The sequence below is a fragment of the Phocaeicola barnesiae DSM 18169 = JCM 13652 genome, from assembly GCF_000374585.1.
Lineage (GTDB): Bacteria > Bacteroidota > Bacteroidia > Bacteroidales > Bacteroidaceae > Phocaeicola > Phocaeicola barnesiae.
Genome location: NZ_KB894643.1, coordinates 314,603 through 330,451 on the forward strand (window position 1 = coordinate 314,603; position 15,849 = coordinate 330,451).

Below are 15,849 nucleotides of genomic sequence, written 5' to 3' on the forward strand. Positions count from 1 at the left end.
GTTTATCAGTGAATAAGCCCCAATTTGGATGAAGCTACAAACTCAATAATATGGTCAATCTCTTTGCTGCCAGGTACCTGTTCCTTGATTCGGAGCAGAGCATCGTGCTGAGATGTATTGGCCTTATAAAGGATGCGGTAAGCCTGAGCGATATGCTTGATCAGTGTCTCAGGAAAACCGGCATGTTCCAACACCACAGTATTGATACTGTAGAATTCAATCGGTTCGTGTGCCGCTACGATAAACGGAGGGATATCCTTGATGAAGCGGCAACCGCCCTGCACCAAAGAATAGGCTCCCAAACGGGTTTTTCCCTGCATCAAGACATTGGATGTCAAGATAGCATGGTCTTCGATAATACAGTTACCGGAAATCTGAGAACCGTTACCGATGATACAACGGTTTCCAACCGTAACGTCGTGTGAGATACGGGAACCGGTCATAATGAAATTATCGTTACCGATGCGGGTTTCATTTCCAGCAAAAGTACCCCGGATAATGACAGCATTCTCGCGGATAACATTGTTGTTTCCTATACGGGCAATAGTATCGTCACCCGTATAGTTGAAATCCTGCGGAGTAGCAGCCACCACGGCTCCTTGATACACTGTATTTCCATTACCCATGCGTGTACCGCTCATCAGGCTGGCATAAGGCATGATGACATTATCGTCGCCTATCTCGACGTTCTTGTCGATATAGGCAAACGGATGGATTGTTACATTGTTACCGATCTTTGCAGAGGGGTCAACATAAGCCAAAGGACTAATCATAAGCTTTCTTGTATTTAAATTTAAGGTTATTACTCTCTGCCACCTCCTAAAGCACTGTACAGACTCACCACAGCCTGAATGCGTTGGAAATTATCGGAAACTTCCGTCAGCTGAGCACTCAACAGATTCTGTTGGGCAGTCAAGATTTCCAGATAAGTAGCTTCACCGCTTTGAAACAAAGCCTTGGTATAGGTTACAGCCTTATCCAACTGTTCTACCTGTCCACGGTCCTCTATCAGTTTTCTGTTCTGGGTATCGAACAGATACAGTGCATCACTGACTTCCTTTCCGGCTTCCAGAATAGTCTGCTGATAATTCATCTGTGCAATCTTCTCTTCAGCTTTCGACACTTTCAGATTAGCAACCAATTTACCATTGTTGAAAATCGGCTGTGCCAACGAAGCCAATGCCTGTAACATGAACTCTCCCGGATTCGCTACAGAAATTCCCGATCCGTTGGTCCATCCAGCCATACCAGTAATATTCAATCCTGGATAGAAAGCTGCACGAGCCTGATTCGTAGTATAATAAGCACTGGCAAGAGTCATTTCTGCAACTTTCACATCCGGACGGTTGGAAAGCAACTGCATCGGTACACCTGCAGCCAGTTCTTCCGGCATTACCTGTTCTGCCAATGTTCCACGTTCAATGGTCTGAGGAGCTTTTGCCAACAAGACAGCCAAAGCATTTTCTGTTTCACGCACCTGACGTTTCAAATCCATCAGAGAAGCCTCTACCTGATGGCTGGCAGCACGCATCTGAGCAACTCCAGCTTCATTGGTCATACCCGCAATCTTCATGGCTTCCATAGCGCGTACATTTTCTTTATAGATAGCTGCTGTCTCGGTAGTAATTTCTACCTGACGGTCAAGCATCAATAAAGAATAATAAGTATTGGCTATACCACAAATAATCTGTGAACGTACAGCCTGCTGAGCATACTGGCTCTGTTGATAAGCTGTTTTCTGACCGCGCTTGGAATTCAAGATTTTGCCAAACAGATCAATTTCCCAACTTGCTACCACAGGAAGCTGATAAGCTTTTACATAATTTCCACCATCCATCGAAGTAGTAGTCCCCTGCGGAGACAAATTAATGGAAGGCAGATAAGAAAGTTTGGCAGAAGTCAACATTACTTTAGCTTCTTCTACACGAAGAGCAGCAGCCTGAACATCTACATTATTGGCCAAACCCTCCTCAATCAAGGCCTGCAACTTCGCATCACGGAAAATTTCCCGCCATGGCAGGTTGCCCATATTCGTTGTATCGGCAGCCAACGTATCGGTTGCCGAAGCCGGATCACGATAGATACCCTCAGCGGTAATCTCATCCGGACGATCGTATGCTTTGTAGATGTGGCAGCTACTCAAGGTAGCAGCTGCACACATCATGACAATCAGTTGTTTCTTCATTACTTCTTATTGTTTTTCAGTGAATACTGTTCAATTTCGGATTCCACTTCACTTTCATCCATGCTATCCCATTCCATCGGTTTGATCTTCTCCTGTAACCACTGGAAGACAACGAACAGAACCGGAACAATGAGGATCTGGAAAATCATACCGATTAACATACCACCGATGGCCGAAGCACCCAGGGTACGGTTACCGTGAGCACCTACACCCATAGCCAGCATCAACGGAATCAAACCGACAATCATTGCCAAAGAAGTCATCAAAATAGGTCGCAGACGGGCTGCAGCACCCAAGACAGCTGCCCATGAGATACTCATACCTTGCTTACGACGGTCAAGCGCAAACTCAACAATCAAAATGGCATTCTTAGCCAACAGACCCATCAACATAATCAAGGCAATCTGCATATAGATGTCGTTTGACATAGAACCCAGAATCATCTTCAAGGCCGGAATGCTTCCCAAAGCCGCAAACCCGTTGACAAATACGAAACTACCCATCAAACCGAACGGAACGGATAACAATACCGCCAGCGGCAGAATGTAACTTTCATACTGTGCACTCAACAGCAAGTATACGAATACGAAACACAGGATAAAGATAATACCTGTAGAACTACCACTGGTAGAAGCCTCTTCACGAGCCATACCTCCCAATTCATAACCAAAACCGGTAGGCAAATTTGATTTTGCAACTTCAGCAATAGCCTGCAATGCCTGACCGGAAGTGTAACCGGAAGCAGGAGCCACCATCACCTTCATGGAAGTATACAGGTTGAAACGGCTGATGATATCCGGACCGTATACCTTCTTCAAGGTAACGAACTGGGTAATCGGCGCCATTTCATTACCGTTACGGATCTTGATGCTGTTCAATGCCTCCATGTTCTTGGTAGCATCCGGTTCAGCCTGAACCATTACACGGTACATCTTACCGAAACGGTTAAAGTTAGAAGCATACAGACCTCCGAAATAACCCTGCATGGTTGTCAGGATGTCACTCGGACTGATACCTGCCTTCTTACAAGCAGCCGCATCGATATCCAACTGATACTGCGGGAAGCTCGGGTTGAAGGTTGTCTGTGCACGGCTGATTTCCGGACGTTTCTCCAATTCTGCCGTATACGCATTCACCACATCGAAGAAATGGTTCAAATCACCACCAGTCTTATCCTGCATGTTCAATTCGATATCACTTGATATAGAATAACCCGGAATCATCGGAGGAGCAAAGAACAGTACCTGTGCATCTTTGATGACTTTCTGCGCACGCATAAACAACGTCGCAACGACCATGTCCGAATTCTGAGTCATAGAACGTTCTTCCCAGTCTTTCAACTTAATGATGACAGAACCGTAAGAAGGTCCCTGACCACCGATGAAACCGAATCCGGAAATAATGGTACGTGACTCTACAGCCGGATCAGCAGCCACCAGACTGTCAACCTTATTGAGGACTTCCATGGCACGTTCCTGTGAAGTACCGGGAGGAAGTGTAACCGCACCCATAATGGTACCTGTATCTTCATTAGGCACCATACCGGTCGGAGTGACATTCATGAAGAATACCAGCAAAGCAATAGAACCGGCTACCAGTCCCATGGACAACCATTTCTTATGTATGAAGAATACTACACGTTTCTTATAGCTCTTCAGCAAGCTGTCATATGCCGCATTGAATGACGTATGGAAACGATCAACCAATGACATCTTCTTGCTGGCATGTTCTCCCAATGAATGAGGTTTCAAGAAAATTGCACACAAAGCCGGAGACAAAGTCAACGCGTTCAATGCAGAGAAACCGATAGAAATAGCCATGGTCAAACCGAACTGACGATAGAAGGTACCGGCTGTACCACCCATGAAACTTACCGGAATAAACACGGACATCATAACCAATGTAATGGAAACGATGGCACCGCCCAATTCACTCATGGCATCGATAGAAGCTTCACGTGAAGATTTATATCCCTGGTCCAACTTCGCATGGACACCCTCGACGACCACAATGGCATCGTCCACCACAATGGCAATGGCAAGCACCATAGCCGAAAGTGTCAACAGGTTCACGCTGAAGCCGATGAGCTTCAAGACGAAGAAAGTAGCGATCAAGGCTACCGGGATAGCAATAGCCGGAATCAAGGTAGAACGCATATCCTGCAAGAAGATATATACTACGATGAACACCAGGATAAAGGCCTCAATTAAAGTCTTGATAACTTCGTGGATAGAAGCATACAAGAAGTCGTTGGCATTCTGTGCCACATTGATACGCAAACCGGTAGGAAGTGTTTCCTGAGCCTTGTCAAGTACTGCCTGCAGGTTATTGATGGTTTCAGTCGCATTGGTACCGGCCATCTGATAAACGATACAGGTTACCGCCTTGTGACCGTTTACCGTATTGTTGAAGGTATAGGCCAGACGACCCAACTCGATGTTTGCCACATCTCCCAAGCGGAGTACTTCACCGTTCGGCAACGCCTTGACTACGATGTTCTCGAATTCTTCAATCTGCTGCAGACGTCCCTTGTAACGGATGGTATACTGATATGTCTGGTTTCCACGTTCACCGAACTGTCCGGGAGCGGCTTCCAGGTTCTGTTCGGCCAATACTCCGGAAATGTCGCTCGGAATCAACTTGTACTGCGCCATTACATCCGGCTTCAACCAGATACGCATAGAGTAGTCCTGACCCATCACACTGGCATCACCCACACCCTTTACACGCTGGATTTCAGGAATCAGGTTGATTTTCGCGTAGTTTTCAATGAACTCGATGTTGTATTTGTCTTCTTCATCGTACAGAGAGAAAATCAACAGCATGGAGTTCTGACGTTTCTGGGTAGTCACACCGACCTTGGTTACTTCGGCAGGCAACAGACCCTGAGCCATTGACACACGGTTCTGCACGTTCACCGCCGCCATATCCGGGTCAGTACCCTGGTTGAAGTAAATACTGATATCACCGGAACCGTTGTTCGAAGCGGTAGAAGTAATATACATCATGTTTTCTACACCGTTAATCTGGTCTTCCAGCGGTGCGATAACGGAATTCAATACGGTCTGCGCATTCGCACCCGTATAAGTGGCTCTTACCGATACGGTAGGAGGCGCAATGTCCGGGTACTGTGTAACAGGCAGGGTAGCCAGACCGATTACACCCAGTATCACCAACAGGATGGAAATTACTGTGGAGAGTACCGGACGGTTAATAAATTTATCTAGTTTCATTCTATACCTTTATATTATATATAACGATAATGATTCCTCACGATTGCTCATTAATTGAAAGCCGTAGCAAAATTACCTTCCTTCTGGTCCTTCAATGCCTGCTGATACTTGGCTTCCTTCTCAGCTGTAGTAATCGGGGTAATCTTCTGTCCGTCCTTCAAGGTCTGTACACCTTCCACAACAATCTTGTCGCCAGCTTTCAATCCGCCTGTCACGATATAGTTCTTACCGTCGTTCAGGTTTGAAATCTGGATTTCCGTATGCTTCAAGGTATTGTCTGCCTGAAGTACATAAACGAACTTTTTGTCCTGGATTTCCTGGGTAGCCGACTGAGGAACCAGCATGATACCTTCCATGGTATAAGGGAATACCACATTAGCCATACCACCACTACGAAGAATGTTCTGCTTGTTCGGGAAGATAGCACGCATGGATACAGAACCGGTAGTCTGGTCGATGACACCACTCACGGCATCAATCTTACCGGTTTCGCTATACATCGTACCGTCTGCCAGCTGCAACTGTACAGGAGGCATCTTCTCCAACTGTTCCTTCAGCGAACCGCCGGCTCTTGTCAAATCCAGCAACTGCTTTTCGGTCATAGAGAAATAAACATACATGTCGCCGATTTCAGAAACAGTAGTCAAAGGTTCTGCGCTGGAAGCGCTGACCAATGCACCTACACGGTACGGGAACGTACCGATTACACCGTCCGACGGACTGGTTACCGTACAGAAGCCCAGGTTCTGCTTAGCGGCAGCATAAGCGGCCTCGGCCTGTGCCAGACTAGCCTTGGCAGACAACAGGTTGTTCTGAGCTGTCTGATATTCGAAATCACTGATAATCTTCTGTTCGTGCAACATCTTCTTGTTCGCCTCGGTAGATGTAACGGTTTCCAGATTAGCCTTGGCGGAAGCTACAGAAGCCTTAGCCTGATCGTATGCAGCCTTATATTGAGTCGGATCAATTTGGAACAGAGCCTGACCTTTACGGACTGTAGCACCTTCGTCTACACAAAGCTTTACGATAAATCCGGATACCTGAGGACGGATTTCGATATCCTGTAAACCCTTGATTGTAGCAGGATAATGCTCATTCTGATTGCTTGATGTCACCGTCACTTCCTGTACGGCGAACTGGTCATCACCCATCTTAGCACCGCTCTGGCCTCCACCACAAGCAGTCAATACCGAAAGGCCTAACGCACAAAAGGCTACCCGGCTAGAAGAGAATCTTCTGTTTTTTTTCACATTCATGTTCATATCAATTAAATAGTTGTTTCTTTTCACATCTTCTCACATTCTATAGTCTCCAACCCGCAAGAACGCCATCTGCATGAATGAAAACTTTTTAAGGTAGTATAGTTTTTAAACCGGTTGCAAATATAGTAAAAATAACTTAGCAACAGACTGTTTTAACGAACAATAACCCTCCCCCAAGTGTTGTATAAAAATATCCCAGTTTATCCGAACAATCGGCTATCAGCCGATAGCCCGGCAGCCGGTTTCTACGATAATCTATAGTTTTTCATACAAAAAAGCTTGCAATTAGCATTTTATTTCTACATTTGCGCAACACTTCTTAATGAACAATTTAAAATAGAATAGGAAATGGCAAAAATTACGAAAGAAGCTGCCTTACTATATCATTCGCAAGGCAAACCGGGAAAGATAGAAGTCGTTCCCACCAAACCTTACCAGACCCAACGGGATCTGTCGTTGGCCTACTCTCCGGGAGTAGCCGAACCATGTCTGGAAATACAGAAAAGCCCTGAAACAGCCTATGACTATACAGCCAAAGGCAACCTGGTAGCCGTTATCTCCAACGGTACCGCCGTATTGGGATTAGGCGACATCGGCGCCATGAGCGGAAAGCCTGTCATGGAAGGTAAAGGACTGCTGTTCAAGATTTATGCCGGTATCGATGTATTCGACATCGAAGTCAACGAAAAAGACCCGGACAAGTTCATCGAAGCCGTAAAAGCCATCGCACCTACTTTCGGAGGTATCAACCTGGAAGACATCAAGGCACCCGAATGTTTCAAGATAGAACAGCGCCTGAAAGAGGAACTGGATATTCCGGTCATGCACGACGACCAGCACGGTACGGCCATCATTTCGAGCGCCGGACTGCTGAATGCTCTCGAAGTAGCCGGAAAGAAGATTGAAGACGTGAAAATTGTTGTCAACGGTGCCGGTGCTTCTGCCGTATCATGTACGAAACTGTACGTCTCACTGGGCGCCCGCCTGGAAAACATCGTCATGCTGGACAGCAAGGGTGTCATCTCGAAAGAACGTACCGACCTGAACGAACAGAAACGCTTCTTTGCTACCGACCGCACAGACATCCACACCCTGGCAGAAGCCATCAAGGGTGCCGACGTATTCCTGGGACTTTCCAAAGGTAACGTCCTGTCACAGGATATGATCCGCAGCATGGCCGACCATCCGATTGTATTCGCCCTGGCCAACCCGACTCCGGAAATCTCTTACGAAGACGCCATGGCTTCCCGCCCCGACGTACTGATGGCAACCGGACGTTCCGACTATCCGAACCAGATAAACAATGTCATCGGATTCCCTTACATCTTCCGTGGAGCTCTCGATACCCGTGCCACAGCCATCAACGAAGACATGAAACTGGCTGCCGTACGCGCCATTGCCGGACTGGCCAAGAAACCAGTACCCGACATCGTGAACGAAGCTTACCACGTCAACAACCTGACTTTCGGTCCGGAATACTTCATCCCGAAACCGGTAGACCCGCGTCTGATTACCGAAGTATCTATGGCAGTAGCCAAAGCGGCCATGGATTCAGGAGTGGCACGTAAACAGATCAGCGACTGGGAAGGTTACAAGAACCACCTGCGCGAGCTGATGGGACAGGAAAACAAACTGACCCGCCAACTGTACGAAACCGCACGCCGCGACCCGCAACGGGTAGTCTTTGCCGAAGGCATCCACCCCAACATGCTGAAGGCAGCCGTAGAAGCCAAATCGGAAGGCATCTGTCACCCGATTCTGCTGGGCAACGAAGAACGTATCACGAAACTGGCGAAGGAACTTGACCTGAACCTGGAAGGTATCGAAATCGTCAACCTGCGTCACGACCGTGAAGCCGACCGCCGCGAACGTTACGCACGCATCCTGTGCGAGAAACGTGCCCGCCAGGGAGCCAACTTCCAGGAAGCCAACGATAAGATGTTCGAACGCAACTATTTCGGTATGATGATGGTAGAGACCGGCGAAGCAGATGCTTTCGTAACTGGTCTGTACACCAAATATTCCAACACCATCAAGGTAGCCAAGGAAGTCATCGGTATCCAGCCGGGATACAAGCATTTCGGAACCATGCATATCTTGAATTCCAAACATGGAACCTTCTTCATTGCCGATACACTGATAAACCGCCATCCGGACACCGAGACTCTGATTGACATTGCCAAACTCTCGGCCAAAGCTGTACGCTTCTTTAATCAGGAACCGGTTATGGCCATGCTTTCTTACTCGAACTTCGGTTCAGATACTGAAGGAAGTCCGGCCAAGGTGCACGAAGCCATTGCAACCTTGCAGGAAGAATATCCGGATTTGGCCATCGATGGAGAAATGCAAGTGAAATTCGCATTGAACAATCAGTTACGTGATGAAAAATATCCGTTTACACGTCTGAAAGGAAAAGAAGTAAACACCTTGGTATTCCCGAACCTGAGCTCTGCCAATGCTACTTACCAGCTCATCCAGAACATGAGTGAAACGGAAGTCATCGGCCCGATTCAGATGGGATTGAACAAACCGATTCATTTCACCGACATCGAAAGCTCTGTACGTGACATCGTGAACATTACCGCCATCGCTTGTATCGATGCCATTGTAGCCAAGAAGATAAACCATCAGTAATCCACTTTTTATGGAATAATATAACTCAGCAGAGATTCGGAAACAAGGCCAGTACGGCCCGATTCCGGATCTCTGCTTTTTTATAACCGTTTTCAAACCCCATGAAACCTATGAAAAAACCGCTTTCCCGTTCCCAATGTGTCGTCCTTACACTCCTGTGGGCCAGCATCTGTGCCCTGGTGTTCACCACCGCCGCACGCATAGACGGCCCGCTGATTGTTTCCATCCTGATTTCCGGTGCCCTGGTGTTCATTCCGGTAATACGTTCTGTCAAATCCTGGAAAAACAGATAAACTTTTTCCAATAAAAAAGCGCTTTACATAAAAAAAAGACATGCTTTATTCATTTTTTCTATTTTTTTGTTGGATGTTTAAGATATAATACATACATTTGCCATCGTAAAGAAAATGAAAAACATTAATCAATAAAAGAGATACTAAAATGAATGCAGCTAAAGTACTGGAAGATCTGAAAAGAAGATTTCCGAATGAACCTGAATACCATCAGGCAGTAGAAGAAGTGTTGGGTACAATCGAAGAAGAATACAACAAACACCCTGAATTCGACAAAGTAAACCTGATTGAACGTCTTTGCATTCCGGAACGTGTATACCAGTTCCGTGTGACTTGGGTAGACGACAAAGGCAACGTACAGACCAACATGGGTTACCGTGTACAACATAACAACGCTATCGGCCCGTACAAAGGCGGTATCCGTTTCCACAGCTCAGTAAACCTGGGTATCCTGAAGTTCCTGGCTTTCGAACAGACATTCAAGAACGCGCTGACTACGCTTCCGATGGGTGGTGGTAAAGGTGGATCAGACTTCTCTCCACGTGGCAAGTCAAACGCTGAAGTCATGCGTTTCTGCCAGGCCTTCATGCTGGAATTGTGGCGCCACATCGGTCCTGAAACAGATGTACCTGCCGGCGATATAGGTGTAGGTGGCCGTGAAGTAGGTTTCATGTTCGGTATGTACAAGAAGCTGACCCGCGAATTCTCTGGTGTATTGACAGGTAAAGGACGCGAATTCGGTGGTTCACTGATTCGTCCGGAAGCTACCGGTTACGGTAACATCTACTTCCTGCAGGAAATGCTGAAGACCCGTAACATCGACATCACCGGAAAGACTTGTCTGGTATCCGGTTCAGGTAACGTGGCTCAGTATACCGTAGAAAAACTGATTCAGTTGGGCGCCAAGGTTGTAACTATGTCCGACTCTGACGGTTACATCTACGATCCGGACGGTATCGACCGCGAAAAACTGGATTACATCATGGAACTGAAAAACCTGTACCGTGGACGTATCCGCGAATATGCTGAAAAATATGGTTGCAAGTATGTAGCAGGAGCTCGTCCTTGGAACGAAAAGGCCGATATCGCTCTGCCGTCAGCAACTCAGAACGAAATCAACGGTGACGATGCCAAGGCTTTGATTGCCAACGGTGTATTCGCTGTATCAGAAGGTGCGAACATGCCTTCTACTCCAGAAGCTATCCGCGTATTCCAGGAAGCTAAGATTCTGTATGCTCCGGGTAAGGCTGCCAATGCAGGTGGTGTATCAGTATCTGGTCTGGAAATGACCCAGAACTCTATCAAACTGAGCTGGAGCCAGGAAGAAGTGGACGAAAAGCTGAAGAGCATCATGAAGAACATCCACGAGTCTTGTGTAAAATACGGTACAGAACCAGACGGTTACATCAACTACGTGAAGGGTGCCAACGTGGCCGGCTTCATGAAAGTAGCCAATGCCATGATGGCTCAGGGTATTATCTGATAAATTTCACCCCTATTATAGGTACGTTTGTCTAACAAACGTAAGCCTGATTCCGTTGTGAAACAGAATCAGGCTTTTTCTTTGTCAGACATCCGGTACAGTGCCCCCAAAACGAACGTTCGTCCTGATAGAAACATGCTCGCGTTTCCATGAAAACATCCGGTCGTTTTAAGGAAAACAAACGGACGTATTGTCCCATACGTCCGGACGTTTTCCACATACGAAGAAAAAAGGCATGTACCCTCCAAAGATACACGCCTTTCCATATCATTATCCCTAACTTGAAAACTTCTTATATCTCGTCCGGCCAGGGGCAAGCCTTTCCGGTAGCCTTGAAACTCGGACGTTGTCCGCCTGCCTTCCTCAGATACTCTCCCAGTTCCTTGGATAGTTTTTTCACGATATCCGGATGTTGGGCCGCTACATCATTCGTTTCACCGATGTCCCCCGGTATATTGAACAGCTCTTTCTTTCCGGTTTCATAATAATAGACCAACTTCCAGTCATCCTTCCGGATAGCACAGTTCAGGTTGATACCCGGACCGTCATTCCCCCAGATATTCGGGAAGTTCCATACCAGGGCACGTCCCTTCGAGGTATCTCCGGTCTGTTTCAGCATCGGCATGAAGCTGATACCGTCTATCGGTGCAACCGTCTGATAATCCTTCACTCCGGCCATTTCCAGAATCGTCGGATAGAAATCTTCGATAATCAGATACTTATCGCAACGGGTATCGGGCTGTACCTCACCCGGCCATTTCACAATCATCGGCTCACGGATTCCTCCTTCGTACATCGAACCCTTACCACTTCTCAAAGGCGCATTCTGAGTATGAGGGGTTCCGTCACGCCATCCGGGTTCAGCCGCCAGACCACCGTTGTCACTCATGAAAATCACGATAGTATTGTCCGCCTCACCGTTCTTTTCGAGCCAGTCCATCAAATCGCCCAGACTCTTGTCCATTCCCTCTATCAGAGACGCGTAAGCCGCTTCTTTGTCAGTCAACCCCTTACGGACATATTTCGGGAAGAAACGCATGTCCTTGTCTATCGGAATATGAATGGCATAGTGTGCCATATAAAGATAAAACGGCTGGTTGTATTTCTTGGCCTTGTCGAGTGCCTTGATGGCTTCCTGAGTCAAAGCTTCGGTTACGAAGGTACCGGTTCCCCAATAGTCCTCCAGACCCGGAATCGACATCAGTGAGTAAGGTTTACCATCCTTGGTATGCCCGTAATTCACTTCACTCAGGTAAGAAGCCAAACCTCCGGCAGCATGTCCGGCTATGTTAACTTCAAACCCCCAGTGTATAGGGTTCTCTCCCGGAGTATCGATAGCACCGAAATGAGCTTTACCGCAATGGATGGTATGATAACCGCTCCGGCGCAACAATTCTACGAAAGAAGTCCCCACATAGGTATTGTTCGTACCGGGCACCTGCGAGACCCCGTTGTAGTTCCAGTCCGGCAATTGCACGGTTTCGCTCGTCCGGTCGGTCATCTTGTTTTTTTCCAGTGTCCAGTTGGTAACCCGATGACGTACGTTGTTCGCTCCGGTAATCAGACTACACCGGGTAGCCGAGCTCAACGGACAGGCATACGCCTGAGTAAACATCATCCCTTGTTTGGCCAGACGCTCCATATTAGGAGTCTCATAAACACTGTTATAATAGGTTTTTTCGGTCCAGAATGGCAAGGAGGTATCCTGCCATCCCATATCATCTACCATGAAAAGAATAATATTCGGACGCTTATCCGTACTTTCAGGTGCCTGTTGAGCAGACAAAGGACTCACCGTTCCGGCAAGTGCAGCCAATGTCAAAGAATATAATACAGGTTTGTTCATATCTTTACAATTTAATGATTTTCAATAAATACTGAAATTACAGATTTCCGGTTGGCCAACCGATTCCGTAACCTTCAGACGGAAAGCCGAAGCTTTCACAGGACCTATCTTCTCAATCCGTTTATGTCCGACCGATTCGCCTTTGGCTACCTGAATCCATCGTCCGTCCACCTTCGCCTCGATTTCATAATGCCGGATGCGTTCTCCCTTTGTAATATCCTCCTGCAATATGCAATACGTGACTTCCGGATTATTCTTTACCGACAAAGTAAGTTGTCTTGCCGTTCCGGATGTCTGTGCCAACGGATTCCCCCAACGGCGGTCAATCTCCTGTCCCCACTCTTCCAGCCGTTTGCAATCGCCTGCCGGAAGCAGTCCCGAGGGGTCCGGAGTCAGACCGACAATCAAGGTAGCATTCCTCCCGACTGATTTCTCGTACATATCCATCAGAGTCTCCAACGAACAGATGTTATTTTCGTCGTCCGGTTCCCAAAACCATTCATGCCGGCCGTTTGCGCCCCGAAGCGGTGTATCAGCCATAGCCGGAACCCAATAAGCTCCTGTAACATCACCATGCTTCAACCGTTCTATATAAGCCTGCGCATCTTCCGTATCCTTACTATGGCTGAACGGAGTAGCAAAAGTAGACCAACAAGGATACCCTACCGTACCACTTTCCGAACCTCCCCAACGGAAATCGGCCCGCTCTACATTGTGATAGAACAGACATTCCGGCTGATACTTTGTCACAATAGGTTCCACATCAGGTCCCAGCCCTTTCGGGTCATCGGCACCCCCATCAAACCAAATCAGGAACAAGTCTCCATAACGCGAACAAAGTTCCTCCACCATCTTTTCACAATAACGCTTATACCATTGCTGGCGGTTGGCGGCAAATTCTCCTCCACCGGCAACCTGGAAATTATGGATTCCCAACAGAGAATTCCAACGGATACCGACATAAATACCCGGTTGGACTCCGTATTTCCGGCAGGAATTCACAAAATCACGGACTATGTCACCTTTTCCGTCACGCCATTTCACTGCTTTCAGACAATAAGGATTCACATCACTTTGCCAAAGTCCGAAGCCCGTTTCATGCGTAGCGGTCAATACGGCGAACTTACATCCGGCAGATTTAGCAGCCCGAATCCACTGGTCGGTATCCAGACTATCGGGCGAGAATATGTTGTAATCTTCAATCGGTTGAATCCGATTGTTACCTTGTCCATAACGGACTCCATCGAACACATGCAGGTCATAATGGAAAACAGCCCCCATCTCGGCTTCATGCCATTTAAGCTGATGCGGAGCAGGAACCGGAAGGCTCTGTGCGTAACCGGCCGTTACGCACAGCATCCATCCCAGTAAAAAGTTGAAAATCTTTCTGTTTATCATATTTTATAAAAATTCATCTGTCATTCAGCACCTTCATAGCCAGGGTTCTGAGCCAGATTCGGATTCGCTTCGCGTTGTCTCTGCGGAATCGGGTAAAGCACATGATACGGTTTGGCATTCTTTCCACGTTCAATGGCATTTGAGATGAATTTGCCATGACGAATCAAATCTTCACGTCTCAAACCTTCAGAGAAGAATTCACGTCCTCGTTCAGCCAAGATAAAATCACGCAGACTCTCCTTTGTCGGATAATCGCCTAATACAATGTCGGCCACCTTGGCACGCTGACGCACCTGGTTAATCAGACTGATACTTTCAGCATTCGGTCCGTTCAGTTCATTCAAGGCTTCTGCCCTGCACAGAAGAATGTCGGCATAACGGATATAAACAATATCGTTTCCGTTGTTTTCACCCGAAGCATTCGGGTCCGGCCAGTACTTGAAGCTACGTACGTCGTCCAGTGCATTGCCGTTTGCATCACGAAGCAGTTCCACTTCCTCACCGTTCTGATCCGTATAATGAGTTATCAGTACTTCCGTACGTGCGTCTCCCGCTTCAAAGGTATCATAAAAAGCGGTATAAGTACGGAATTGAGCACCAAAATTTATCCAATTTGTTTGAATCGGGTAGTTGGGAGGGAAAGCATGAGGCATATAATTGTTATGATATCCAGCCTGAGCAATACACGGAGCACGGTAAATGTACTCTTTATTGTCCTCACCTTCTACAGAAAACATCTTCTTATAATCCGCATACAGCGAATAATAATTCAAGTCAATCACTTTCTGAGCTGTAGCTGCCGCTTTTTCCCAATCCTTCTCATGCATGTAAAGTTTAGTCAGAACAGACAGGGCAGCACCCTTTGTAGCCTTACCGATAGGATTTTCTTCTACAGGAAGATACTCTGCCGCAAAGGTCAAATCGTCTACCAGATACTTTACGAACTCTTCCTGCGAAGCACGGGGAGTAGATTTACCGATTTCCTCAATTTCATCGGGAGTGGCATTCTTCGGGATCTCGATAATCGGAGTCGGTCCGAACAGATTCAGCAGATAATAATAAGAGACAGCACGGATGAAACGGGCCTCTCCCTGAGCCGATTTCAGATTCTCTTCCGAAATACCGGTCAATCCGTCAGTAACATTCAATACGGAATTGGCGCTTGCCACCGCTTCATACATCTTTCCCCAGAAAGAATTCAGGAAAGAATTGTCTACCGCCCAACTGAAGTTGATGAACGGATAAGCGTCGCGTTCCAGTCCACCTCCGGTTTCGAATGCAATATCGGTAGGAAACTCGTTCATCAAAAAAGTATAGTTACGACTGTTATATTCAATGATGCGTGAACGGGCATAAGCACCTGTCAACAGAGCATCCAGCCCGGACTGGTCCTGCAACATACCGTCAGGATCATATTCTGTATAGATTTCTTCTTTCAAAAAGTCTGTGCAACCTGTAAAGCCGACCATCAGACAAGCCAGCGCCGACAAACGGATATAATTTGAAAATTTCATG

General features: G+C 47.1%; 10 protein-coding genes. 3 read left to right on the forward strand and 7 right to left on the reverse strand.

The genetic code is table 11. From position 1 onward, the window contains the following. Positions 1–5 precede the first annotated feature (5 nt). Genes lpxA through C510_RS0101350 form a run of 4 tightly spaced genes read right to left on the reverse strand, consistent with a single transcriptional unit; the run spans position 6 to position 6,680 of the window. On the reverse strand, positions 6–773 hold the full coding sequence (gene lpxA / locus C510_RS0101335) for an acyl-ACP--UDP-N-acetylglucosamine O-acyltransferase (RefSeq protein ID WP_018709537.1): 768 nt from the start codon (positions 771–773) through the stop codon (positions 6–8). Between the two features lie 29 nt (positions 774–802). Next, on the reverse strand, positions 803–2,185 hold the full coding sequence (locus C510_RS0101340; protein WP_018709538.1) for an efflux transporter outer membrane subunit: 1,383 nt from the start codon (positions 2,183–2,185) through the stop codon (positions 803–805). Continuing rightward, on the reverse strand, positions 2,185–5,418 hold the full coding sequence (locus C510_RS0101345) for an efflux RND transporter permease subunit (protein WP_018709539.1): 3,234 nt from the start codon (positions 5,416–5,418) through the stop codon (positions 2,185–2,187). The genes C510_RS0101340 and C510_RS0101345 overlap by 1 nt, the downstream gene beginning before the upstream one ends. A 50-nt stretch (positions 5,419–5,468) precedes the next feature. Next, positions 5,469–6,680 (reverse strand): efflux RND transporter periplasmic adaptor subunit, encoded by a 1,212-nt coding sequence (locus tag C510_RS0101350; RefSeq protein ID WP_018709540.1) that lies wholly within the window; start codon positions 6,678–6,680, stop codon positions 5,469–5,471. Between the two features lie 348 nt (positions 6,681–7,028). On the opposite strand from C510_RS0101350, the gene C510_RS0101355 reads away from it, so the two are divergent. The 3 genes from C510_RS0101355 to C510_RS0101365 all read left to right on the forward strand — a co-directional run bounded on the left by C510_RS0101355 (position 7,029) and on the right by C510_RS0101365 (position 11,090). Then, the gene (locus tag C510_RS0101355) at positions 7,029–9,314 is read left to right on the forward strand and encodes an NADP-dependent malic enzyme (protein WP_018709541.1); all 2,286 of its coding nucleotides are present in this window, start codon (positions 7,029–7,031) and stop codon (positions 9,312–9,314) included. Between the two features lie 110 nt (positions 9,315–9,424). Next, positions 9,425–9,607 (forward strand): hypothetical protein, encoded by a 183-nt coding sequence (locus C510_RS16985; protein WP_081621809.1) that lies wholly within the window; start codon positions 9,425–9,427, stop codon positions 9,605–9,607. A 148-nt stretch (positions 9,608–9,755) separates the two neighbouring features. Continuing rightward, positions 9,756–11,090, forward strand: coding sequence for an NADP-specific glutamate dehydrogenase (locus C510_RS0101365; RefSeq protein ID WP_018709543.1), 1,335 nt, complete (start codon positions 9,756–9,758; stop codon positions 11,088–11,090). A gap of 292 nt (positions 11,091–11,382) precedes the next feature. On the opposite strand, the gene C510_RS0101370 is transcribed toward C510_RS0101365, so the two are convergent. The 3 genes from C510_RS0101370 to C510_RS0101380 are packed head-to-tail and all read right to left on the reverse strand — an operon-like array spanning position 11,383 to position 15,848. Continuing rightward, positions 11,383–12,936: a sulfatase gene (locus tag C510_RS0101370; RefSeq protein ID WP_018709544.1), complete on the reverse strand. Its 1,554-nt coding sequence runs from the start codon at positions 12,934–12,936 to the stop codon at positions 11,383–11,385. A 21-nt stretch (positions 12,937–12,957) separates the two neighbouring features. After that, a complete protein-coding gene (locus C510_RS0101375; RefSeq protein ID WP_018709545.1) occupies positions 12,958–14,295 on the reverse strand; it encodes an alpha-L-fucosidase in 1,338 nt (445 codons plus the stop codon). 59 nt (positions 14,296–14,354) lie between these two features. After that, on the reverse strand, positions 14,355–15,848 hold the full coding sequence (locus C510_RS0101380; RefSeq protein ID WP_018709546.1) for a RagB/SusD family nutrient uptake outer membrane protein: 1,494 nt from the start codon (positions 15,846–15,848) through the stop codon (positions 14,355–14,357). Between the last annotated feature and the right edge of the window lies 1 nt (position 15,849).